General features: G+C 71.2%; 15 protein-coding genes. 13 read left to right on the forward strand and 2 right to left on the reverse strand.

Annotation, left to right across the window (positions count from 1 at the left end):
* The first annotated feature begins 71 nt into the window (after nucleotides 1–71).
* From ACN20J_RS33675 to ACN20J_RS33725, 11 genes are all read left to right on the forward strand, one after another.
* The gene (locus ACN20J_RS33675; protein ID WP_361920665.1) at nucleotides 72–2,375 is read left to right on the forward strand and encodes a putative bifunctional diguanylate cyclase/phosphodiesterase; all 2,304 of its coding nucleotides are present in this window, start codon (nucleotides 72–74) and stop codon (nucleotides 2,373–2,375) included.
* Nucleotides 2,376–2,584: 209 nt separating this feature from the next.
* Nucleotides 2,585–2,881, forward strand: a complete 297-nt coding sequence (gene gatC, locus ACN20J_RS33680; protein ID WP_003966094.1) for an Asp-tRNA(Asn)/Glu-tRNA(Gln) amidotransferase subunit GatC — start codon at nucleotides 2,585–2,587, stop codon at nucleotides 2,879–2,881.
* A 5-nt stretch (nucleotides 2,882–2,886) separates the two neighbouring features.
* Nucleotides 2,887–4,392: an Asp-tRNA(Asn)/Glu-tRNA(Gln) amidotransferase subunit GatA gene (gatA, locus tag ACN20J_RS33685; RefSeq protein WP_361901356.1), complete on the forward strand. Its 1,506-nt coding sequence runs from the start codon at nucleotides 2,887–2,889 to the stop codon at nucleotides 4,390–4,392.
* Complete coding sequence (locus ACN20J_RS33690) at nucleotides 4,389–4,631, forward strand: hypothetical protein (RefSeq protein ID WP_055614821.1); 243 nt, start codon at nucleotides 4,389–4,391, stop codon at nucleotides 4,629–4,631. Before gatA ends, ACN20J_RS33690 begins: the two co-directional genes overlap by 4 nt.
* Nucleotides 4,632–4,647: 16 nt before the next feature.
* On the forward strand, nucleotides 4,648–6,159 hold the full coding sequence (gatB, locus tag ACN20J_RS33695; protein WP_419667457.1) for an Asp-tRNA(Asn)/Glu-tRNA(Gln) amidotransferase subunit GatB: 1,512 nt from the start codon (nucleotides 4,648–4,650) through the stop codon (nucleotides 6,157–6,159).
* Nucleotides 6,160–6,573: 414 nt separating this feature from the next.
* Nucleotides 6,574–8,829 carry an MMPL family transporter gene (locus tag ACN20J_RS33700; RefSeq protein ID WP_419667458.1) on the forward strand — a complete coding sequence of 752 codons (2,256 nt, stop codon included), beginning with the start codon at nucleotides 6,574–6,576 and terminating at the stop codon, nucleotides 8,827–8,829.
* Nucleotides 8,807–9,373, forward strand: a complete 567-nt coding sequence (locus tag ACN20J_RS33705; RefSeq protein ID WP_189843657.1) for a GNAT family N-acetyltransferase — start codon at nucleotides 8,807–8,809, stop codon at nucleotides 9,371–9,373. Before ACN20J_RS33700 ends, ACN20J_RS33705 begins: the two co-directional genes overlap by 23 nt.
* 120 nt (nucleotides 9,374–9,493) lie before the next feature.
* Nucleotides 9,494–10,105, forward strand: coding sequence for a hypothetical protein (locus ACN20J_RS33710; RefSeq protein WP_190232240.1), 612 nt, complete (start codon nucleotides 9,494–9,496; stop codon nucleotides 10,103–10,105).
* A 176-nt stretch (nucleotides 10,106–10,281) separates the two neighbouring features.
* Nucleotides 10,282–10,476: a hypothetical protein gene (locus ACN20J_RS33715; RefSeq protein ID WP_359719938.1), complete on the forward strand. Its 195-nt coding sequence runs from the start codon at nucleotides 10,282–10,284 to the stop codon at nucleotides 10,474–10,476.
* 581 nt (nucleotides 10,477–11,057) lie between these two features.
* A complete protein-coding gene (locus ACN20J_RS33720) occupies nucleotides 11,058–14,108 on the forward strand; it encodes a helix-turn-helix transcriptional regulator (RefSeq protein ID WP_419669006.1) in 3,051 nt (1,016 codons plus the stop codon).
* A gap of 132 nt (nucleotides 14,109–14,240) precedes the next feature.
* Nucleotides 14,241–14,606, forward strand: coding sequence for a DUF6191 domain-containing protein (locus ACN20J_RS33725; RefSeq protein WP_419669007.1), 366 nt, complete (start codon nucleotides 14,241–14,243; stop codon nucleotides 14,604–14,606).
* Between the two features lie 20 nt (nucleotides 14,607–14,626).
* On the opposite strand, the gene ACN20J_RS33730 is transcribed toward ACN20J_RS33725, so the two are convergent.
* On the reverse strand, nucleotides 14,627–15,769 hold the full coding sequence (locus ACN20J_RS33730) for a PQQ-dependent sugar dehydrogenase (protein ID WP_419669008.1): 1,143 nt from the start codon (nucleotides 15,767–15,769) through the stop codon (nucleotides 14,627–14,629).
* Between the two features lie 217 nt (nucleotides 15,770–15,986).
* Nucleotides 15,987–16,994, reverse strand: a complete 1,008-nt coding sequence (locus ACN20J_RS33735; RefSeq protein WP_266754494.1) for an aldo/keto reductase — start codon at nucleotides 16,992–16,994, stop codon at nucleotides 15,987–15,989.
* Between the two features lie 75 nt (nucleotides 16,995–17,069).
* Between ACN20J_RS33735 and ACN20J_RS33740 the strand changes: the two genes are divergently transcribed.
* Nucleotides 17,070–18,011: a 2-hydroxyacid dehydrogenase gene (locus tag ACN20J_RS33740; RefSeq protein WP_189843652.1), complete on the forward strand. Its 942-nt coding sequence runs from the start codon at nucleotides 17,070–17,072 to the stop codon at nucleotides 18,009–18,011.
* A 405-nt stretch (nucleotides 18,012–18,416) separates the two neighbouring features.
* Complete coding sequence (locus ACN20J_RS33745; RefSeq protein WP_361920661.1) at nucleotides 18,417–21,395, forward strand: putative bifunctional diguanylate cyclase/phosphodiesterase; 2,979 nt, start codon at nucleotides 18,417–18,419, stop codon at nucleotides 21,393–21,395.
* The last annotated feature ends 75 nt before the right edge of the window (nucleotides 21,396–21,470 follow it).

The raw sequence follows: 21,470 nt of genomic DNA on the forward strand, positions 1-21,470 counted from the left end.
GGTGCCGTTGAGGGATTAGTCGGGCATCGGGCCGCGTGGCGTGGGCACCGCCGGCTGTGAGAGGGACGGGAATGGAACCGACCGAGAGCGCCGCCCCGGACTCACGGCTGCGCCCACGCTGGGCGACCGGCGTGCGGCGATGGGGGCACCCCTTGCTGGAGCGAAGCCGGGGGCTCGGAGCGGGTCTCAGGGTCGCGCGGCCGACCGGGCGTCCGGGCGGGCAGGTGCGCGCCGCCGGACAGTACAGCTCGGCGGCCGGGAACGGCCCGGGCCGCCTCACCTCCGTCCCCGGATCCCCGTCCCACATCCCGGGCCACGAGTCCGAGAAGCAGACGTCCTGGCCCGCGCTGCCCGCGGCGGTCATCACCTCGGCCGCGTTCGTCCTGGGCGCGGGCTTCTACCGGGCGTTCACCGGGAACCACGCGCTCTTTCCGTCCGGTTCCACCGGCTGGGCGCTCGCGGTCCTGGTCGGCGTCATCGTCGGCCACCTGGTCGCGCTCGGCCGTTCCCGCTGGTGGGGCGGTACGGGCTCCGGCGCGGCCCTTACCCTCGCCGTGCTGCTGCTGTACGGCTGGGTACCGGCCGGGATGGTCAGCCTCACGGTCGTCGTCCTCGTCGGCATAGCCCGTCGTCATCGCTGGCGGCAGGGCGTGCTGCACGGCGCTGTGGACATCCTCGGCATCGGCGCCGGGGCGCTGGTGCTCGCCGTGTTCGGCCGCGTGCCGTCCGTCGAGACGCCCTGGAAACCGGAGACTTGGACGGTTTACACGGCTCCTTCGGTGGTGTTGGTGGCCGGGGCGTATCTCGTGGTCTCCCGCGCGCTGCTCTGGTACCTCCACGCGCCGCGTACGGCCGGACTGCCGACCGTGGCCCGTACGGCCCTGGTCAGACAGGGGCTGGTCGCCGTCGCGCTGCTCGGCATCGCCCCGCTGATCTGCGTCGTCGCGATCGCCCTCCCCGTCCTGCTGCCGCTCTTCTCGGTCCCGCTCATCGCTCTCGACTCCACGCTCTGGATAGCGCGGGCGCGGGCCGAGGAGCAACTGCGTGACCCCCTCACCGGACTGCCCAACCGGCAGTGGCTGCTCGAACGGACCTGGCGGGCGCTGGACGACGCCGAACGAATCGGCGCACGTTCCGCACTGATGCTGATCGACCTCGATCGCTTCAGGGCTGTGAATGACACCCTCGGCCACCTCGCCGGAGACCGCCTGCTGTTGCAGATAGCGGACCGGCTGCGGGTGGCGCTGCCGCGCGGGGCGGAGGCCGCGCGGCTCGGCGGGGACGAGTTCGCCGTCTTACTGCCCATCGTCGACTCGACGACGTCCGCGGCACGGGTGGCCCGCAATCTCGTGGCCGCGCTCGGGTCACCGCTCGACCTCGACGGGCTCACGCTCGTCCTGGAGGCCAGCGCCGGGCTCGCCGTCTTCCCCGATCACGCGCTGGACGCGGAGGGGCTGCTGCGACGGGCGGACGTCGCGATGTACCAGGCGAAGCGCGACCGCACGGGCGTGGAGGTGTACGAGTCCAAGCGGGACTCCAACACCCCCGACCGGCTCGGACTGCTGGGGGACCTGCGGCGGGCGCTCGACGCGGGAGACGTCGAACTGCACTACCAGCCCAAGGTCCGTTTCGACGGACAGGTGGCAGGGCTTGAGGCGCTCGTGCGGTGGGTGCACCCCGAGCGCGGGAAGGTGCCGCCGGACGAGTTCATAGCCATCGCCGAGTCGTCCGGGCTGATGCCGCATCTCACCGAGTACGTGCTGGAGACGGCGCTCGCCCAGGTGGCGCGGTGGCGGGCCCGGGGGCTGCGGGTCCCGGTCGCCGTCAATGTGTCACCGCGGGACGTCCACACGCCCGGGTTCGCCGGAGCGGTCGCCGCGCGGCTCGCCCGGCACGGGGTCCCCGCGGGGGCGCTTCAGCTGGAGATAACGGAACACGTGCTGCTGGAGGACCCGCAGCGGGCCGCGGACACCCTGGCGGGGCTGACCGGGCACGGCGTGAAGATGTCGCTCGACGACTTCGGGACCGGGTATTCGTCGCTGGTGCATCTGCGGCGGCTGCCCGTGAGCGAGCTGAAGATCGACCGGTCCTTCGTGGCGCGGCTCGCCGTGGACACCGAGGACGCCGAGATCGTGCGGTGCACCATCGATCTCGCCCACTCGCTCGGGCTGTTGGTCGTCGCCGAGGGTGTCGAGGACGACGAGACGTGGGAGCGGCTCCGGGACCTCGGGTGCGACGCGGTCCAGGGGTGGCTCGTCGCGGCGGCGATGCCTCCGGAGGAGGCCACGGCGTGGCTGCTGGCGCGCGGGTCCCGGGGGTGGCAGCGGCCCAAGGCGGCCCTGCCCGCGGCGTTGCCTGCGGCAGCTGACGAGTAGTCGGGTGCGGGTCGGTGGTTTTTGCTTTCCCGCCCGCACCACCCGTTTCTGGCACACCTGACATGTGAACGTTTCCCGCTGGGGTCCTGACCGTCGGCGGCCGTCCGTCCCGCCTCCGCGGCGGTGCCCGGGAAACCGATGTACGGGGATCTCCGTGTGACCCATAGGATTGGGCCAAACCACACACACTCACCCCTGAGGATCGCTGCATGCCTGGCATCACGCGCGAGGAGGTCGCCCACCTCGCCCGGCTGGCGCGTCTGGAGCTGAAGGGCGAAGAGCTCGACCACTTCGCCGGCCAGCTCGACGACATCATCGGCGCGGTCGCCCGCGTCAGCGAGGTCGCCGACCAAGACGTACCGCCGACCTCCCACCCGCTGCCGCTGACGAACGTCATGCGCGCGGACGAGGTCCGTCCGTCGCTCACCCCCGCGCAGGCGCTCTCCGGCGCCCCGGCCCAGGAGCAGCAGCGTTTCAAGGTGCCGCAGATCCTGGGGGAGGACTAATCACCATGACGGACAGCAACGTCAACATCATCAAGCTCACCGCCGCGGAGATCGCGTCCAAGATCGCCGCGGGCGAGCTCACCGCCGTCGAGGTCACCGAGGCGCACCTCGCGCGCATCGAGGCCGTCGACGAGAAGGTGCACGCCTTCCTGCACGTCGACCGGGACGGGGCGCTCGCGCAGGCCCGTGCCGTCGACGAGAAGCGCGCGAAGGGCGAGAAGCTCGGCCCGCTCGCCGGCGTCCCCCTCGCGCTCAAGGACATCTTCACCACCGAGGGCATCCCGACCACCGTCGGCTCGAAGATCCTCGAAGGCTGGATCCCGCCGTACGACGCGACGCTCACCAAGCGGCTGAAGGCCGCCGACGTCGTCATTCTCGGCAAGACCAACATGGACGAGTTCGCCATGGGGTCCAGCACCGAGAACAGCGCCTACGGGCCGACCGGGAACCCGTGGGACCTCACCCGCATCCCCGGCGGCTCCGGCGGCGGTTCGTCCGCAGCCCTCGCCTCCTACCAGGCGCCCCTCGCCATCGGCACGGACACCGGCGGCTCCATCCGCCAGCCCGCCTCCGTCACCGGCACGGTCGGCGTGAAGCCGACGTACGGCGCCGTCTCGCGGTACGGCATGGTCGCGTTCTCGTCCTCCCTCGACCAGGGCGGGCCCTGCGCCCGTACGGTCCTCGACGCCGCGCTCCTCCACGAGGTCATCGCCGGGCACGACCCCCTCGACTCCACCTCCATCGACGCGCCCGTACCGGCCGTCGTCGAGGCCGCCCGCAACGGCAGCGTCGAAGGCATGCGCGTCGGTGTCGTCAAGCAGTTCCGCGGCGAGGGCTACCAGGCCGGTGTCGTGCAGCGCTTCGACGAGTCCGTCTCGCTCCTCAAGGAGCTGGGCGCCGAGATCGTCGAGCTGGACTGCCCGTCCTTCGACCTGGCCCTTTCGGCGTACTACCTCATCGCCCCGTCCGAGTGTTCGAGCAACCTCGCCCGCTTCGACGGCCTGCGTTACGGCCTGCGCGTAGGTGACGACGGCACGCACTCCGCGGAGGAGGTCACCGCCCTCACCCGTGAGGCGGGCTTCGGCGACGAGGTCAAGCGCCGCATCATGCTCGGCACGTACGCGCTCAGCTCCGGCTACTACGACGCGTACTACGGCAGCGCCCAGAAGGTCCGTACGCTCATCACGCGCGACTTCGAGAAGGCGTTCGAGCAGGTGGACGTGATCGTGTCGCCCACCACGCCGACCACCGCCTTCCCGATCGGCGAGCGCGCCGACGACCCGATGGCGATGTACCTCGCCGACCTGTGCACCATCCCGACGAACCTCGCGGGCAACGCCGCGATGTCGCTGCCCTGCGGTCTCGCGCCGGAGGACAACCTGCCCGTGGGCCTGCAGATCATCGCCCCCGCGATGCAGGACGACCGCCTCTACAAGGTCGGTGCTGCTGTCGAGGCCGCGTTCGTGGAACGCTGGGGGCACCCGCTGATCGAGGAGGCTCCGTCGTTGTGAGTGCCACGGCCAACAAGGCAAAGAACTTCAAGAAGTCGAAGAAGGGGCTGTACCTGTCGCTCGGCAGTACAGCGTTCGGCGCGATCAGCGTCGCCAAGCAGGCCAAGCTGGCCCGCAGCGACGGGGACACCCTGAGGCTCATCGACGCCGCCGTTTCCGCCGCCGCCATCGTCACCGGCCTTGCGATCATCTACCGGGAGCTCAAGCGCCTCGGTGACGACGACGTCCTGCTGGGCTGAGAGGGAAAGTTTCACCGTGACTGTCACGACTGACCTGGTGTCGTACGAGGACGCGCTGGCGTCGTACGACCCCGTCATGGGCCTCGAAGTCCATGTCGAACTCGGCACCAAGACCAAGATGTTCTGCGGCTGTTCCACCGAGCTGGGCGCCGAGCCCAACTCGCAGACCTGCCCGACCTGCCTCGGCATGCCCGGCGCGCTGCCGGCCGTCAACGCGATCGGCGTCGAGTCCGCGATCAAGATCGGTCTCGCGCTGCACTGCGAGATCGCCGAGTGGTGCCGCTTCGCCCGGAAGAACTACTTCTATCCGGACATGCCGAAGAACTTCCAGACCTCCCAGTACGACGAGCCGATCGCCTTCAACGGCTATCTGGACGTCCAGCTGGAGGACGGCGAGGTCTTCCGCGTGGAGATCGAGCGCGCCCACATGGAGGAGGACACCGGCAAGTCGCTGCACGTCGGCGGCGCGACCGGCCGAATCCACGGCGCCTCGCACTCGCTCCTCGACTACAACCGCGCCGGCATCCCCCTCATCGAGATCGTCACCAAGCCGATCGAGGGCGCCGGGGAGCGTGCTCCCGAGGTCGCCAAGGCGTACGTCGCCGAGCTGCGCGAGCTCATCAAGGCGCTCGGTGTCTCCGAAGCCCGCATGGAGCAGGGTCAGATGCGCTGCGACGTGAACCTGTCGCTGCGCCCGCACGGCCGCGAGAAGTTCGGTACCCGGAGCGAGACCAAGAACGTCAACTCGCTGCGGTCCGTCGAGCGCGCCGCCCGCTTCGAGATCCAGCGGCACGCCGCGGTGCTGAACTCCGGCGGAACGATCATCCAGGAGACCCGCCACTTCCACGAGGACACCGGGTCCACGACCTCGGGCCGCGTGAAGGAGGAGGCGGAGGACTACCGGTACTTCCCGGAGCCCGACCTGGTTCCCGTCGCCCCGTCCCGCGAGTGGGTCGAGGAGCTGCGCGCGGGCCTGCCCGAGCAGCCGCTGGCCCGGCGCAACCGGCTGCGCGAGGAGTGGAGCATCACCGCCCACGACATGCAGTCGATCCTCAACGCCGGTGCGATCGACTCCATCGTCGCCACCATCGCGGCGGGCGCCGACGCGGCCTCCGCCCGCAAGTGGTGGATGGGCGAACTGGCGCGTACGGCCAACGAGTCGGGTGTGTCCCTGGACGCGCTGGACATCACGCCCGAGCAGGTCGCCCGGGTGACCGCCCTGGTCAACGAGGGTTCCCTCAACGACAAGCTGGCCCGCCAGGTCATCGAGGGCGTCCTCAAGGGCGAGGGCACCCCGGACGAGGTCGTCGAGAAGCGCGGTCTGAAGGTCGTCTCCGACGAGGGCGCCCTGACGACGGCCGTCGAGGAGGCCATCGCAGGCAACGCAGCCATCGCGGACAAGATCCGCGGGGGCAAGGTCGCCGCGGTCGGCGCCCTGGTGGGCGCGGTCATGAAGGCCACGCGCGGGCAGGCCGACGCGGCCCGCGTCAAGGAGCTCATCCTGGAGAAGCTGGGCGTCGAGGGCTGAGCCCTCGCTCCTTCTCCGGCGAAGGGGGCGTGCATCTGAGTTTCAGGTGCACGCCCCCTTCGGCGTTCGTCGCCTCGCGGGCTGCGCCTGTGGCGGGGCGCTCACCGAGGGCACGAACTGAACGCCGTAGGGGTCCCGTGCGTACAACTCTCTGAGGCCGCTCACTCCTACCGCGTGTAGGGCGATCGGGGGGTGCATCGGGACCGATGTACCCCCCATTGGCGTGTCTGCGGGGGTCGTGCGGGGCGACAGAGTTCATTGGATTGTCGTGTGAACTGCCTCGCATTCCTGTGAGTAAGCCCACGAATGAGGCCAACGATCACTTTCGACTGTAAGAGTGATAACGAATTGGTCATGCGTTCTTTGCGGGCAGTTCCCGATAAAGATCCACAAAACACCCAGGGGAGCTCGTCCGTGGCAGCTCTAGCACGTTGGTGTGTCCAGCACCGCCTCGTCGCCGTACTTCTCTGGCTCCTCGCCTTCGGCGGGATCACCGCCGCCGCCGCCGTCACCGGAACCGCGTACTCGAACGACTACGAGGCGCCCGGCACCGAATCGGGCCGCGCCAGCCAGCTCCTCCAGGACGGCTTCCCCGGCCTCGGCGGCGACAGCGACACCGTTGTCTGGCACACCACCGCCGGCACGGTCCGTGCCGCGGACGTCGAGCAGACCATGAGCCACACCCTCGACAAGATCGCCGACCTGCCCGGGGTGGCCGACGTCGCCAGCCCGTACAAGGGCCACGGCGCGGGCCAGATCAGCGGCGACGGACATACGGCCTACGCCACCGTGACCTTCGACGACCCGGCCGAGGACATCGACCAGGGCGAGGCCACGGCCGTCGTCGACACCGCGAAGGCCGCCGGGACCGACGGACTCCAGGTGGAGATGGGCGGCCAGGCCGTCGCCCTCACCGAGTCGTCCGGCGGCCACATCGCCGAGGTCGTCGGCGTGATCGTCGCCGCCGTGGTCCTCTTCCTCGCCTTCGGCTCCCTCGCGGCCTCGCTGCTGCCCATCGCCACGGCCCTGGTCAGCGTCGGCACCGCGTACGCCGGGATCGCGCTCCTCGGACACGCGATGACCGTCGCCGACTTCGCGCCGATGCTCGGCATGCTGATCGGACTCGGCGTCGGCATCGACTACGCGCTGTTCATCGTCACCAGACACCGACGCGGCCTGAAACGCGGACTCTCCGTGGAGGAGGCCGCACGGAACGCTGTGGCCACCACCGGACGTGCGGTCGTCTTCGCGGGCGCCACCGTCTGTATCGCCCTGCTCGGCATGCTCATACTGCGGCTCGGCTTCCTCAACGGCGTCGCGATCGCCGCCTCCCTCACCGTGGTCCTCACCGTCGCGGCCTCCGTGACCCTGCTGCCCGCGCTCCTCTCCTTCATCGGCATGCGCGCCCTGAGCCGCCGTGAGCGCCGCCGCCTGGAGGAGCACGGCCCCCAGCCGGAGATCCCCACCGGGCTCGCCGCCCGCTGGTCCGCCTTCGTCGAGAAGCACCCCAAGCTTCTGGGCGGTGTCGCCGTGGCCGTCATCGCCCTGCTCGCGATCCCGACCTTCTCCCTGCACCTGGGCACCTCCGACCAGGGCAACAACCCGGAGACGGCCACCACGCGGCAGGCGTACGACCTGCTCGCCGACGGCTTCGGACCCGGACTGAACGGGCCGCTGACCCTCGTCACACACGTCGGCGGGGCCCAGGACCGGGTCGCCCTCGACAACCTCGACGCCACGCTCAGGGCGACCGAGGGCGTCCGGACGGCGACCCCGGTGACGTACAACAACGCGGGCGACACCGCCTACCTCAGCGTCGTGCCGACGTCCTCGCCGCAGTCCGAGCGGACCAGCGACCTCGTCGACCGGCTGCGTGACGACGTGCTGCCGCGGGCCGAGGCCGGGACCACGCTCGATCTGCAGGTCGGCGGCATGACCGCCGGGTACGACGACTTCGCCGACGTCATCGTCGGCAAGCTGCCCCTCTTCGTGGGCGTGGTCATCGGCCTCGGCTGCGTCCTGCTGCTGCTCGCCTTCCGCTCCATCGGCATCCCCCTGAAGGCCGCCGCGATGAACATCGCGGCCGTCACCGCCTCCTTCGGAGTCGTCGTCGCGATCTTCCAGTGGGGCTGGGGCAGCGAACTGCTGGGCCTCGGCCGCGCCGGCCCGATCGAGCCCTTCCTGCCCGTGATCATGGTCTCCGTGCTCTTCGGGCTCTCCATGGACTACCAGGTGTTCCTGGTCAGCAGGATGTACGAGGAGTGGCTGGAGACCGGCGACAACCGGCGGGCCGTCCGCGTGGGCCTCGCCGAGACCGGCCGGGTGATCAACTCCGCCGCCGTGATCATGATCTCGGTCTTCCTGGCCTTCGTCCTCAGCGGCGACCGCGTCATCGCGATGTTCGGCATAGCGCTCGCCGCGGCCGTCGCCCTCGACGCCTTCGTGCTGCGTACGCTCCTGGTGCCGGCCCTGATGCACATGCTGGGCGGCGCCAACTGGTGGCTGCCCCGCTGGCTCGACCGGCGCCTGCCGCGCATCAGCATCGAGCCGCCGGAAACCCGTACCGTCGACGCCGAGGGCCGTGCGAGGATCCCGAGGGCGCGCGAGGACGCGCTCGTGGAGGTACTCGTGAAGGAGCAGCAGCAGGATGTACGCGATATCCCTGGGTGACGACGGCGCCGAACTGCGGCCCCTGGAGCCGTGGCACGCGGAGGAGTTCCTGGCGCACCTCGACCGGGGACGCGAGTTCATCGGGCAGCACATTCCGTTCGGGACCAAGGCCGTCGACGTCGACTCCGCGAGGGAGCTCCTTCAGGCGTACGCCGACAAGCGCGCCACCGACAGCGGCAGCCTGCACGGGCTGTGGCTGGAGGGGAAGCTGATCGGCGGTGTGCTGTTCCTCCACTTCGACGCCGAGCGGGGCACCTGCGAGGTCGGCTGCTGGCTGGAGCCGGAAGGCGCGGGACGCGGACTGGTCACGCGCGCCATGCGGATCCTCATCGACTGGGCGGTCGAGGAGCGGGGCATCCACCGCGTCGAGTGGCAGGCGTCGTCCGCCAACGAACCGAGCATCAACGTGGCGCGGCGCCTCGGCATGAACCGCGACGGGGTGCTCAGGGAGAGCTTCCCGTACCGGGGCGTACGCCAGAACCTGGAAGTGTGGTCGGTGCTCGCGCCCGAGTGGCGTGCCGCACGCGCGCGTGCCTGGAAATGACGTCCCGACCGCGCTCGGGGCGGTGGATTACGGGCGCCGGGTAGGGCGAAAAGCCGCCCGGCGCGTGAGGATCTTGGGATCTTTAAGAAATTCTCAGACAGCGTCCGTACGGTGCGGAGCATGGGAACCAAGACAGAGGACGAAGCCGGAGCCAAGACCGGCACCGAGGCACAGCGCGACGAGGAGGCCGTGAAGCTCAGCAAGGGCGAGGAGACGGCCGCGATCGGGGAGGTCGAGGAGGCCGAGGCCGCCGAGACGGCCGACGACCAGGCCGACTCCGAGGTCCTCGGTGAGGACGAGGACGACGAGGCCGTGGTCGCGGCCGAGCGCGGTTCCGGCGTGGGCATGGGTGCCGCAGCCGTCGTGTCCGCCGGACTCGGCGTCGTGTCGCTGACCGGCAGCTGGGTCGGCACCATCGCGCAGGCGCGCGACGGGCTGTTCGGCCAGCTGGAGACCGCGCAGAGCGCCGGTGTGGCCGAGCAGATCAAGCAGGTCTACTCCGACTCCTGGAACGCCAACGCGCTGGTCGCCGGGATCTTCGCGCTGACCGCGCTGATCGTCGGCGTCGTGGTGCTGGCCCGGCCCGCGTTCGGCAACCCCGACCGGATTCCGGCGCAGGCCCCGTGGGTCAAGTCGGTCGCCTGGGCGGGTGTCTCGCTCGGTGTCATCGGCCTCCTGCTGGCCGTGCTCAAGTACTCGAACATCCTGCTCGACATGCCGTCCCCGAGCTGACGAAACCGCACGTCTGAGGGGCCTTAGGCCCGCCGTAGGCAATCCACGGCGGGACTAAGGCCCTTCGTGCGCTCAAGATGCGGAACTCTCCCGATGTGGCGCACCCCCCTTGGAGACGAAGGTTGAGGCATCGCAACAGAGCGAAGCCGGAAACAACACTTCACGAGGGGTACGAGATGTTCGAGTACGAGCTCCAGCAGATCCGCACCGCGGAGATGATCCGCGAGGCCGACAACTACCGACTGGTCCGCGAGGCCGTCCGCAGCCGCCGCGCCGCCAGGCGCGAGGCCGCACGATCCGGCCGCGACGAAGCCGAGGGGCGGGTGCATAGCCGGCACCACCGCGGGTCCCGGTCCGCCCGCGTCGCGTGAGCACCGGGGCGGGTGAGGGCGGCCACACGGGGGTGGGCCGCCCTCACCGGGACGGCGCCACTGTGACCGCCCTCCCGACCACGAACACCTCCTCCGGAACCACGGGCCCGTCCGCTGCCGCGGGCGGGCCCGAGGTTTTGAGAGGGGCGGACGGGGTGGCCGGGGCCGGGGCCGTGGGTGCGGCTGAGGTTGTGGGCAAGCCCGAGAGCACGGGCAGGACCGGAGGGGTGGGTGGCTCGGGGATCATGGGCACGTCCGAGGTTGTGGGGGATCCTGAGGTTGCGGGCGGGCTGGAGGCCGGGGACAGGTTCGGAGCGGTCGGTGGACCCGAGGCCGTGGGCACGTCCGAGTTCGTGGGCGGGACCGAGGCCGTGAGCAGGCTCGTAGCCGTGGGCAGGTCCGAGGTCGTGGGCGGGCCCGAGGGCGCGGGCAAGCCCGAGGGCGCGGGCAAGCCCGAGGGCATGGGCAGGTCCGCGGTCCCCGGTGGGCTCGCGGCCCGGGCCAGGTCCGAGGCCCCGCACCGGGCCGAAGCTGCGGCCAGGCCCGCGATAACCAGTGCCGTTGTGTCAGAGGGCTGTGCGATGCTCGGCGTTGTGGAGACCAGGTCCGTCAGTCCGGTGTTCGTCGGCAGGGTCGACGAGCTGGGCGTGCTGAACGACGCGCTCGCCCGTGCTGCCGCGGGCGAGCCGCAGGCGTTGCTGCTCGGTGGTGAGGCGGGGGTCGGAAAGACCCGGCTCATCGAGGAGTTCGCCACCGCGGCCTGCCGCGAGGGTGCCGTCGTGGCGCTCGGTGGATGCGTCGAGATCGGCGCCGACGGCCTGCCCTTCGCGCCCTTCTCCACCGCGCTGCGCGCCCTGCGCCGCCACCTGCCCGACGAGCTGGCCGCCGCGGCCGCGGGGCAGGAGGAGGAACTGGCCCGGCTGCTGCCCGAGTTGGGCGACACCTCACGCGGGCGGCACGACGAGGACGGCATGGCCCGCCTCTTCGAACTCACCGTCCGGCTGCTGGAGCGCGTCGCCGCCGACCGCCCGGTCGTCGTCCTCCTGGAGGACCTGCACTGGGCCGACGCCTCGACCCGCCACCTCCTCGCCTACCTCTTCCGCACGCTCCGCAGCGGCCGGCTCCTCGTCGTCGCCACCTACCGCGCCGACGACATCCACCGCCGCCACCCCCTGCGCCCACTCCTCGCCGAACTCGACCGGCTGCGCACCGTCCGCCGTATCGAACTCGGCCGTTTCAGCCGCGCCGAGGTCGGCCGCCAGATCGCCGGAATCATCGCCACCGAACCCGACCAGACCCGGGTCGACGAGATCTTCACGCGCTCCGACGGCAACGCCTTCTTCGTCGAGGAACTGGCCGTGGCCGCCAATGACGGCTGCCGCACCGGCCTCACCGACTCCCTGCGCGATCTGCTCCTCGTCCGCGTCGAGAGCCTGCCCGAAGGATCCCAGCGGGTCGCCCGGATCGTCGCCGAGGGCGGCTCCACCGTGGAGTACCGGCTGCTCGCCGCCGTGGCCCGGCTCTCCGAGGACGACCTCATCGAGGCACTACGGGCCGCCGTCGGCGCCAACATCCTGCTCGCGACGCCCGACGGTGACGGCTACCGCTTCCGCCACTCCCTCGTGCGCGAGGCCGTCGGCGACGACCTGCTGCCCGGCGAACGCTCCCGCCTCAACCGCCGCTACGCGGAAGCGCTGGAGGCCGACCCCACGCTCGTCCCGGCCGACGAGCGCGCCGCCCGCCTGGCCAGCCACTGGTACCACGCACACGACGCGGCCAAGGCCCTCCCCGCCGTCCTCGACGCGTCCGTCGCGGCCCGCCGCCGGCACGCCTACTCGGAGCAACTGCGGCTCCTGGAGCGCGCGATGGAGCTCTGGGACACGGCCCCCGACTCCGTACGCGCCGAACTGCGGCCCGTCGACTACACCGAGGTCTATCCGCCGTGCGGCTGCGACCCGGCCACCACGCCGCTGCGCTACCTCGACCTGATGGCCGAGGCCGCCGTCGCGGGCCGGTTCTGCGGCGAGCGCGAGCGTGCCCTGAAGATCACCAAGCGCGCTCTGCACCTCCTGGAGGACGAGGACGATCCGCTCCGCGCGGCCTGGTTCTGGATCCAGCGCTCCCGTCTCATCGAGGCGGTGGCCCGAGGCGACGGGTGGAAGGAACTCGCCACCGCCCAGGAGCTGGTGCGAGGGCTGCCGCCGTCCGAGGTGCACGCCGACGTCCTCGCCAATGTCGCCAACTGGTCGATGATGCACAGGCCGGGACCGGAAGCCCTCCAGGCCGCCGAGCGCGCCGTGGAGTACGCCCGGATGGTGGGCGCCCGCGACATCGAGCTGAACGCGCGCCTCACCCTGGGCGGCCTCCTCGTCGAGTCGGGCGACATCGAGGCGGGGCTCGCCGAGGTGCACGAGGTCAAGGAGCGGGCTGGAGAGATCGGCGCCGCCTATGTCGTGGGCCGCGCCCACGTGAACCTGCCCTCCCACCTGGAAGGCATCGGCCGCTCCCAGGACGCCGTCCGGATCCTTGAGGAAGGCGTCCAACTCGCCCGCAAACTCGGCCTGTTGGACACCGAAGCCTGGGTGTGGGGCAATCTCGCCGAATCCCTCTTCTCGCTCGGCCGCTGGGACGAGGCCGGTGCGGCCGGGTTCAACTCCGACCGCGTGGGCCAGAGCGCCAAGCCCCGCGGCTTCCGCACCACCCTCCACGCCCATCTCGCGCGCGCCCGGGGCGACCTCCCCGAGGCCGGCCGCCAACTGGCCGCCGCGCGGGAGCACTTCGGCACCCACGACACCGTGCCCCAGCACGCGCTGCCGCTGACCACCCTCGCGATCGGCATAGCCGCCGCCGAGGGCCGCCTCCTCGACGCCCGTGCCGAACTGGACGAGGCCCTGTGCACCGGCTTCCCGCCGGGCACCCAGCGCTACGCCTGGCCCCTGCTGCTCGCCGCCGCGACCGCGGAGGCCGACGCCCGCGGACTGCCCCTCGCCGAACAGGGCCGCCCCGACGTCCTGGAACGCCTGCGCAAGGCCGCCAAGTCCCTCGCCACGAACGTGCCCGTCTGGCAGGCCCACGAGCACTGGGTACGAGCCGAACTGCTGCGCGCCGAGGGCCGGGACACCCCGGACGAGTGGTCCGAAGCCGTCACCGCCTTCGAACCCCTTGAGCGCCCGTACGACCTCGCCCGGGTGCGGCACCGGCTCGCGGAGTCCCTGCTCGCCTCCGGAGGCGGTGAGGAGGAACGGGACCGCGCCACGGAACTGCTGCGACTTGCTCGCGCCGTGGCCGACCACCTCGCCGCGCGCCCGCTCGCCGATGCCGTCGCCCTGCTCGCCCAGCGCGCACGCCTCACCCTCGCCCGGGCTCCGGAGCGGTCCGCCCCCGCTCCCGCCGACCCGGTCGAGGCGCTCGGCCTGACCAGCCGCGAGCGCGACGTCCTCCGTCTGGTCGCCGCCGGGCGCACCAACCGCCAGATCGCCGAGGAGCTCTTCATCTCCCCGAAGACGGCCAGCGTCCATGTCTCCAACATCCTCGGCAAGCTCAGTGTCTCCGGCCGCGGCGAGGCGGCAGCGCTCGCGCACCGGATGCGGCTGTTCCCGCCGCACCAGGCCGGCGCCCGGACGGCCGGGTGAGATCCACGCGGACAGGGGTACGCAGACGGACCCACCCCGTGGGATCCATCCCATGGGATGCACCCCGTGGGATCCACGCCGTGAGGTCTACGCTGTAAGAGACCCCGGGCCGAGGGAGGCACCGTGTTCAACATGATCGACGAGCTCTTCGCACCAGGCCGCAAGCACACCGACGAGGAACGCAAGCGGCTGGAACTGACCCGCGTGGACCTGAACGACGGGGACCCCGGACGAGGCCCGATAGACCTCGCCTCCGGCAAGGTGGTCGTCCGCCTGCCGACACAGACCGGGGATGAGCCCGAGGCCCAGACCGAAACCCGGGTCGAGACCGAGGCCGAGTCGGACCCGGCCGCGACTCCGGACCACTCTCCGCCCGGAGGTCAGGCCCCAGCTCCACAGCGGGCCGCGGCTCAGGCTCAGGCCCCAGCGCCGAACCAGGCCCCCGCCCCAGCTCCGGACCCAGCCGCGGCCCCGGCCCCCGAGGAAGCCCCCGAATAGCTGTCCCTGCCGCGGGCGTCCTACGTGACCTCCAGTTCCAGAATCTTGTCGTCTCCCGACTCCGGGGTCCCCCGGCCGTCCGTCTCGCTCGTCATCAGCCACAGCTTGTTGCCGCCCGCCGAGACCACCGTGCGCAGGCGGCCGTAGTCGCCCTCCAGGAAGGCCTGGGGCTCCGCCGACTCCTCCGTGCCGTTGAGCGGGATGCGCCACAGCCGCTTGCCGCGCAGCCCCGCCATCCAGATCGAGCCCTCCGCGTAGGCGATGCCGCTGGGGGAGGCCTCGTCGGTGCTCCACTGGTCGATCGGGTTGTGGTACTTGGAGTCGTCGGACTGGCCCTCCGCCTCCGGCCAGCCGTAGTTGTCGCCCGGCTTGATGTGGTTCAGCTCGTCCCAGGTGTCCTGGCCGAACTCGGAGGCGAACAGCCGCTGCTTGGAGTCCCAGGCAAGGCCCTGGACATTGCGGTGGCCGTACGAATAGACCGGTGAGTTGAACGGGTTGCCCGGGGCCGGCTCGCCCTCCGGGGTCAGCCGGAGGATCTTGCCGCCGGTGGACTTCTTGTCCTGCGCGAGCTCGGTGACGTAGGTCTCGCCCGTGCCCACGTACAGCATCTTGTCCGGGCCGAAGGCGATCCGGCCGCCGTTGTGGTTGGTGCCCTTGGGGATGCCCCGGAACACCGTGTCGGGTGCGCCCAGCTGGTCACCGGCCGGCTTCTTCGCGTCGTACAGCATGCGCACGATGCGGTTGTCGGAGTCCGAGGTGAAGTACGCGTAGACCATGTGGTCCGACGCGTACGAAGGAGAAAGAGCCAGGCCCATCAGGCCGCCCTCGCCGGCGGGGGCCACTCCGGGCACGGAGCCCAGCTCGGTCTTCTTGCCTGTCTTCTCATCGACCCGGGTGATCGTCCCCTCGTCCCGCGAGGACACCAGGAGGCCGCCCTCGGGCAGCGGCGCCAGGCCCCAGGGGCTCTTCAGACCCTCGGTGACGGTCCGCACGACCTTCACGGAGCCCTTGGCGGGCGGGGTCTCCTCGGCCGACGGCCCGGAGGCCGGGGCCGAGGCGCCGGGCTCCGAGCTGCCCGGAGACGTGCTCCCGCCGCCGCCCGACTCCTCCCCGTCCCCCGAGGAGCACCCGGCCGTCACCAGGAGCGTGGCCGCGGCCAACATGGCCGTCACAGCTCGACGTTGCACGATCTGGATCCCTTCGACGCGGCAGGTTCTACTTTTCATACACCGCTCGCGCCTCATGGGTTCCCGATCACCGAATACCGAAGCGACGGACCCCGATACGCCGGACCCCGCGCGAACCGTGCCGTTCAGTCCCAGAGGCCTCCGGCCGGTGCCGGGCGGGGCTCACTCAGCTCCAGGATCCCGGAGGACCCTCTCAGTCCCAGGATCCCCGTGCCGAAGGCAGTCCCGCCACCTCCGCCAGATCCTCCGTCGTCAGACGCAGTCCGGCCGCCCCCGCGTTCTCCGCGGCCCAGCACTCCCGTTTGGTCCCCGGCACCGGCACCACGTGCCGCCCCCGCGCGAGCACCCACGCGAGCGCCACCTGCGCGGGAGTGACGTCCGCTCCCTGCGCCGAGTGCCGGGCCGCTATGCGCCGCAGACCGGCGACTATCGGCTGGTTCGCGGCCATCATCTCGGCGGTGAAGCGGGGGTGCCGGGCCCGTACGTCGTCGGGCTCGAAGCCCTCGCCGGGGGTGAGCGTCCCGGTCAGGAAGCCGTTGCCGAGCGGCATCGCCGCCAGGAAGCCGACGCCGCGCGCCTCGCACCACGGCAGCAGACCCTCCAGCGCCTCCGGCGACCACACCGACAGCTCGGCCTCCACCGTGCTCACCGGGAAGACCTGCTGCACCCGCTCCAGCTGGCGGATCGTTCCGTCGTGCAGCCGGGCTCCCGAACGGCGGTGGGAACGCGCACCCACCGCGCACAGCCCGAGCGCCCGCACCTTGCCGGCCGAGACGAGGTCCGCCATCGCGCCCCATGTCTCCTCGACCGGTATCTCCGGGTCCGCGCGGTGCAGTTGGTACAGGTCGATGACATCGGTCTGGAGGCGGCGCAGCGAGGCGTCGCACGCCCGCTTCACATAGCCGGGGCGGCCGTTGGCCACGATGTGCTGTTCGCCCACCAGGAGGCCGACCTTGGTCGACACGAACGCCTCGGAGCGCCGCTCCTTCAGTGCCCGCCCCACCAGCAGCTCGTTGGTGAACGGCCCGTACATGTCGGCTGTGTCCAGGAGCGTTGCGCCCCGGTCGAGGGCCGTGTGCACGGTCCGCAGCGACTCGTCGCCCCGCTGCCGCGAACCCGAGTACGCCCAGCTCATCGGCATGCACCCGAGGCCGACAGCCCCCACCTCGAGCGCCGCCGCCCCGATCGTCCTGCGCTCCACCTGGCCGTGCCCTCCATTTCCTGGCACCCCAAACTAACCTCTGCGTCCCCAGGTGCTTCGCATAGCCTCCTGACCATGACGTACGAAGTGTGGCTTCCGTTTCACCCGGACGAACTCGACGGCCTCCCCGACGGCCCCAACTACCTCTACTGGAACGGTGAGCAGGACTATCCCGCCGACCCCGCGGACTGCTCCTTCTATGTCGTGCCCTACATGAAGGGCGGCGACGTCTCGGTGCGCCCCCTGGCCGAAATGACGTCCGTCCAGGTCGTGCAGACCCTGTCCGCCGGTATCGACCACGTACAGCCGGGCCTGCAACTGCTTCCCGGGGGCGTGCAGTTGTGCAACGCACGCGGGGTGCACGACGCGAGCACCGCCGAACTCACCCTCACCCTGATCCTCTCCTCGCTGCGAGGCATCCCCGACTTCGTCCGTGGGCAGGACAGCGAGGAGTGGCGGTCCGGATTCCGTCCCGCGCTCGCGGACAAGTCCGTACTGATCGTCGGCTACGGAGCGGTCGGTTCGGCCATCGAGGACCGGCTTGTTCCCTTCGAGCTCGCGCGGGTGGCGCGCGTCGCGCGCTCCGCACGCGAGACGGCGCGCGGTCCAGTGCATCCGATCACCGCCCTGCCCGAACTACTCCCGGAGGCCGATGTGGTGGTGCTCATCACGCCCCTCACCGAGCAGACGAAAGGCCTGGCGGGGGCCGAGTTCCTGGCCCGGATGAAGGACGGCGCCCTGCTCGTGAACGTCTCCCGCGGCGGAGTCGTCGACACCAAGGCGCTCCTCGCCGAGCTGGAGAGCGGCCGGATCACGGCCGCCCTGGACGTCACCGATCCCGAACCGCTGCCCCCGGGGCACCCCTTGTGGCATGCGCCGGGCGTCCTCATCAGCCCCCACGTGGGCGGCCCGACCTCCGCGTTCTTCCCGCGCGCCAAGCGGCTCCTGGGCGACCAGTTGAACCGTTTTGTGAACCGGGAGCCGCTGCGGAACGTGGTCCTTACGACGGGCTCCTAGTCCTCCTCCACCCTCGGCCGCGCCCGAGCGGGGACCCCGCCGGGCACCCTCCGCAGTCCTTCGAATGCGGCACGTGTCCGTATTCCCGCTGGTCGTCACGGAGCGTAGAGAGACTATGTCCCTGAGTGACGAGACTGGTGTATCGTCCCGACAGGGGCTGCGCCGCGCACGTTCGGCGCCGGGGAGCGACAGACAGCAAGAGCGAGGGGGGCGACGGGCGATGCACGGCCTATGGACCAACGATCCGACGCGGCGGGGCCGCCGACGGCGACCCTGGCGCGTACCGACGCACAGACGCGGTCACAGCGGCCACCACCACCGAAGGCCCGGCGGTCGCAGGAGGCACGCACATCCGGCACGCCGGGACCAGAGGGACTCGGGGGCGGCACGGTCCGGAGAGACACAGTGAGCTCCCCGGCGGCGCTGCTCGCCCGTCGTCCGGTCTCCGGGGGCGGAGTGGGTGTCGTACCGCAACTCGTGCTGGCCCTGGTGTGCGCGGGATACGCCGTCGGTTCCGCGCTCGGCTGGGGCTCACCACGACTCGCCCTGATCATGGGCGACTTCGGGCTGAGTGCGGCGGCCGCCACCGCGGCCGTCTCCTGCTTCCTCTGCGCCCGCACCCGGCGCAGCCGCTTTCGACCCGCATGGCTGCTCTTCGCGCTCTCCTCCGCCATGGCGGCGGCGGGCAACCTCGTCTGGGGCTGGTACGAGGTCGTCCTGGAAGCCCCGGTGCCCAGCCCGAGCTACGCCGACCTGTTCTTCCTGTGCTTCGCCCCACCGGCCATCGTGGGACTGCTGGTGCTCGCCAAACGGCCGGTGAGCAAGGCCGGCTGGGTCTGTCTGGGCCTGGACGCCTGGCTGATCGGCGGCTCGCTGCTCACGCTCTCCTGGAGCCTCGCGCTCGCCCAGGCGGCGAAGGCGGAGGGTCCGAGCGTCCCGCACACCGCGCTCTCGCTCGCGTATCCGCTGCTGGACATCGCCCTGGTGAGCATGGTGCTCGCACTGCACTTCAGGCGCTCGGCCGTGAACCGCTCCGCGGTGAACACCGCGATCGGCGCCCTGGCCCTGACGGTCATGTGCGACGCCCTGTTCACCTCACCCCTGATGCACAACGACTACCGCTCCGGGCAACTGCTCGACGCGGGCTGGTTCGCCGGATCACTACTGCTCGCGTACGCCCCCTGGGTGGGGCAACGACGCGGACACACGGAAGAAGAGGGGCACACGCGCGTGGTGTACGGCTACGTGCCCGGGCCCCAACAGGGACAAGCGGCACACGTGCCCCTCCAGGAAGGAGGTCACAGTCGGTATCCGGCCAGCCGGCCCATCAGCAGTTCACTGGCGGCACTCACTCCCTACCTGGCCGCCGCCGTCTGCACACTGGGCATCCTCTACAACGTGCTCAACGGTCGCAGCGTCGACCGCGTGGTGCTCGTCACCGGCGGCACGGTCGTGCTCGCCCTCGTCGTGCGCCAGGGCATCATGCTCCTCGACAACATCACCCTCACCCAGGAACTGGCCCAGAAGGAGAACCACTTCCGCTCCCTGGTGCAGGGTTCCAGCGACGTCATCATGATCGCCGCCCCGAACGGCATCCTCCGGTACGTCAGCCCGGCCGCGGCCGGGGTCTACGGCCGGCCCGCCGAGGAACTCGTCGGCTCCGAGCTCGCCTCGCTGATCCACCCGGAGGACCTGGGCTGCGTGGTGCACGAGGTGCGCCGCTTCCTCGCCGCCAGCCCCGGCGAGGAACCCACCACCCGCATCGAGTGCCGCTTCAAGTCCGGCAGCGGGGGAGGCTCCGGCGGTGGAGGAGGCTGGCTCAACGTCGAGTCGACCGTCAACCGCCACCACGGCGGCCTCATCTTCAACAGCCGTGACGTGACCGAACGGGTCCGCCTCCAGGCACAGCTGCAGCACAACGCCGAGCACGACCCGCTCACCGACCTGCCCAACCGCGCCCTGTTCACCAAGCGCGTCGGACAGGCGCTTTCCGGCCGCCGTTCCTCCGACCGCGGCACCGCCGTCCTCTTCATCGACCTCGACGGCTTCAAGGCCGTCAACGACACCATCGGGCACCAGGCGGGCGACGAACTGCTCGTCCAGGCCGCCCGCAGACTCCAGGACGCCGTCCGCAAGAGCGACACCGCCTCCCGGCTCGGCGGCGACGAGTTCGCGGCCCTGATCGTCGGCGACGGCGGCCGCGACCGCACCGCGCGCGAGCACCAGATCTTCGAACTCGCCGACCGGCTGCGCGTGACCCTCTCGCAGCCGTACACCATCGACGGCAACGATGTCCGGGTCGCCGCCTCCATCGGTGTCGCCTTCTCCGAGCCCGGCCTCGGCGCGGGCGAGCTGCTGCGCAACGCGGACCTCGCGATGTACCGAGCGAAGGCCGCGGGCAAGGGCCGCGTCGAGCTGTACGCGCCCCAGATGCAGCAGGACGTCGTACGGAAGGCCCAGCTCGCCACCCGGCTGCGGGCCGCCCTGCACGACGGCGAGTTCGCGCTGCTGCACCAGCCCGTGGTGTCCCTCGACACCGGCCGGATCACGGCGGTCGCGGCCCAGGCGCGCTGGCGCTCGGCCCAGGGCGTGCTGTTCACCCCCGCCGAATTCCTGCGCGTCGCCGAGGACAGCGACCGCACCGCCGAGCTGGGCCGCTGGATGCTGGAGGAGGCCGTCGAGCAGGCAGCTGAGCGTGCCGCCACGGGGCTCGCCGTGCCCGTCGCCGTCCGGATGACCGCCCGCCGGCTCCTCGACCGGTCCATGCCCCTCGGCTCCGTCGAGGCCCTGCTGACCCGGCACGGCCTGCCGTCCGGCGCCCTGGTCATCGAACTGGCCGAAACCGATCCCAAGATCTCCCTCGACGAGCTGGAGCGCCGCCTCAACGCACTCAGGCGGCTGGGCGTCCGGATCGCCCTGGACGGCTTCGGCAACGGCTACGCCACGATCACCGCACTGCGCCGCCTCCCCGTCGACGTACTGAAACTGGACCGCGGTCTGGTCGAGGGCGTCGTCGAGTCCGCCCGGCTCCACAAGATCACCAGCGGGCTGCTGCGTATCGCGAACGACCTGGGCCTGCAGACCGTGGCCGCCGGTGTGGACCTGCCCGAGCAGGTCATCGCCCTGCGCTCGATGGGCTGCACCCATGGACAGGGCAACGCGTTCTCCGGACCGCTGGACGAGTACCGACTGCGCCGCGCCCTGGCGGCCGGCGCCTACCCCGTGCCCCACGGTCCCGTCGAACCGATCTTCGTGGGAGGTGGCAGCAGCGGTGTCTACGCAGGTGGGAGTACCAGTGCGTACGTGGCCGGAGTGTCCTCGGCCGCGTACGGAACCGGTACGGCCCTCCGCTCACATGATGAGACTCCCGTCCCACCCACTTGACACGCACTGCGTGCCGGGGGGAGGGTCTGTGCCATGCGCACCCGAATTCTCGTACTTGGAAAGCGCGTCGGCTGA

It is taken from the genome of Streptomyces sp. 2-1 (assembly GCF_048564895.1).
GTDB lineage: Bacteria > Actinomycetota > Actinomycetes > Streptomycetales > Streptomycetaceae > Streptomyces > Streptomyces phaeochromogenes.

Coding starts and splice junctions, on each gene's coding strand:
- ACN20J_RS33675 (WP_361920665.1), top strand. CDS start 72: ATGGAACCGACCGAGAGCGCCGCCCCGGACTCACGGCTGCGCCCACGC.
- gatC (WP_003966094.1), top strand. CDS start 2,585: ATGCCTGGCATCACGCGCGAGGAGGTCGCCCACCTCGCCCGGCTGGCG.
- gatA (WP_361901356.1), top strand. CDS start 2,887: ATGACGGACAGCAACGTCAACATCATCAAGCTCACCGCCGCGGAGATC.
- ACN20J_RS33705 (WP_189843657.1), top strand. CDS start 8,807: ATGTACGCGATATCCCTGGGTGACGACGGCGCCGAACTGCGGCCCCTG.
- ACN20J_RS33710 (WP_190232240.1), top strand. CDS start 9,494: ATGGGAACCAAGACAGAGGACGAAGCCGGAGCCAAGACCGGCACCGAG.
- ACN20J_RS33715 (WP_359719938.1), top strand. CDS start 10,282: ATGTTCGAGTACGAGCTCCAGCAGATCCGCACCGCGGAGATGATCCGC.
- ACN20J_RS33720 (WP_419669006.1), top strand. CDS start 11,058: ATGCTCGGCGTTGTGGAGACCAGGTCCGTCAGTCCGGTGTTCGTCGGC.
- ACN20J_RS33725 (WP_419669007.1), top strand. CDS start 14,241: ATGATCGACGAGCTCTTCGCACCAGGCCGCAAGCACACCGACGAGGAA.
- ACN20J_RS33730 (WP_419669008.1), bottom strand. CDS start 15,769: ATGTTGGCCGCGGCCACGCTCCTGGTGACGGCCGGGTGCTCCTCGGGG.
- ACN20J_RS33740 (WP_189843652.1), top strand. CDS start 17,070: ATGACGTACGAAGTGTGGCTTCCGTTTCACCCGGACGAACTCGACGGC.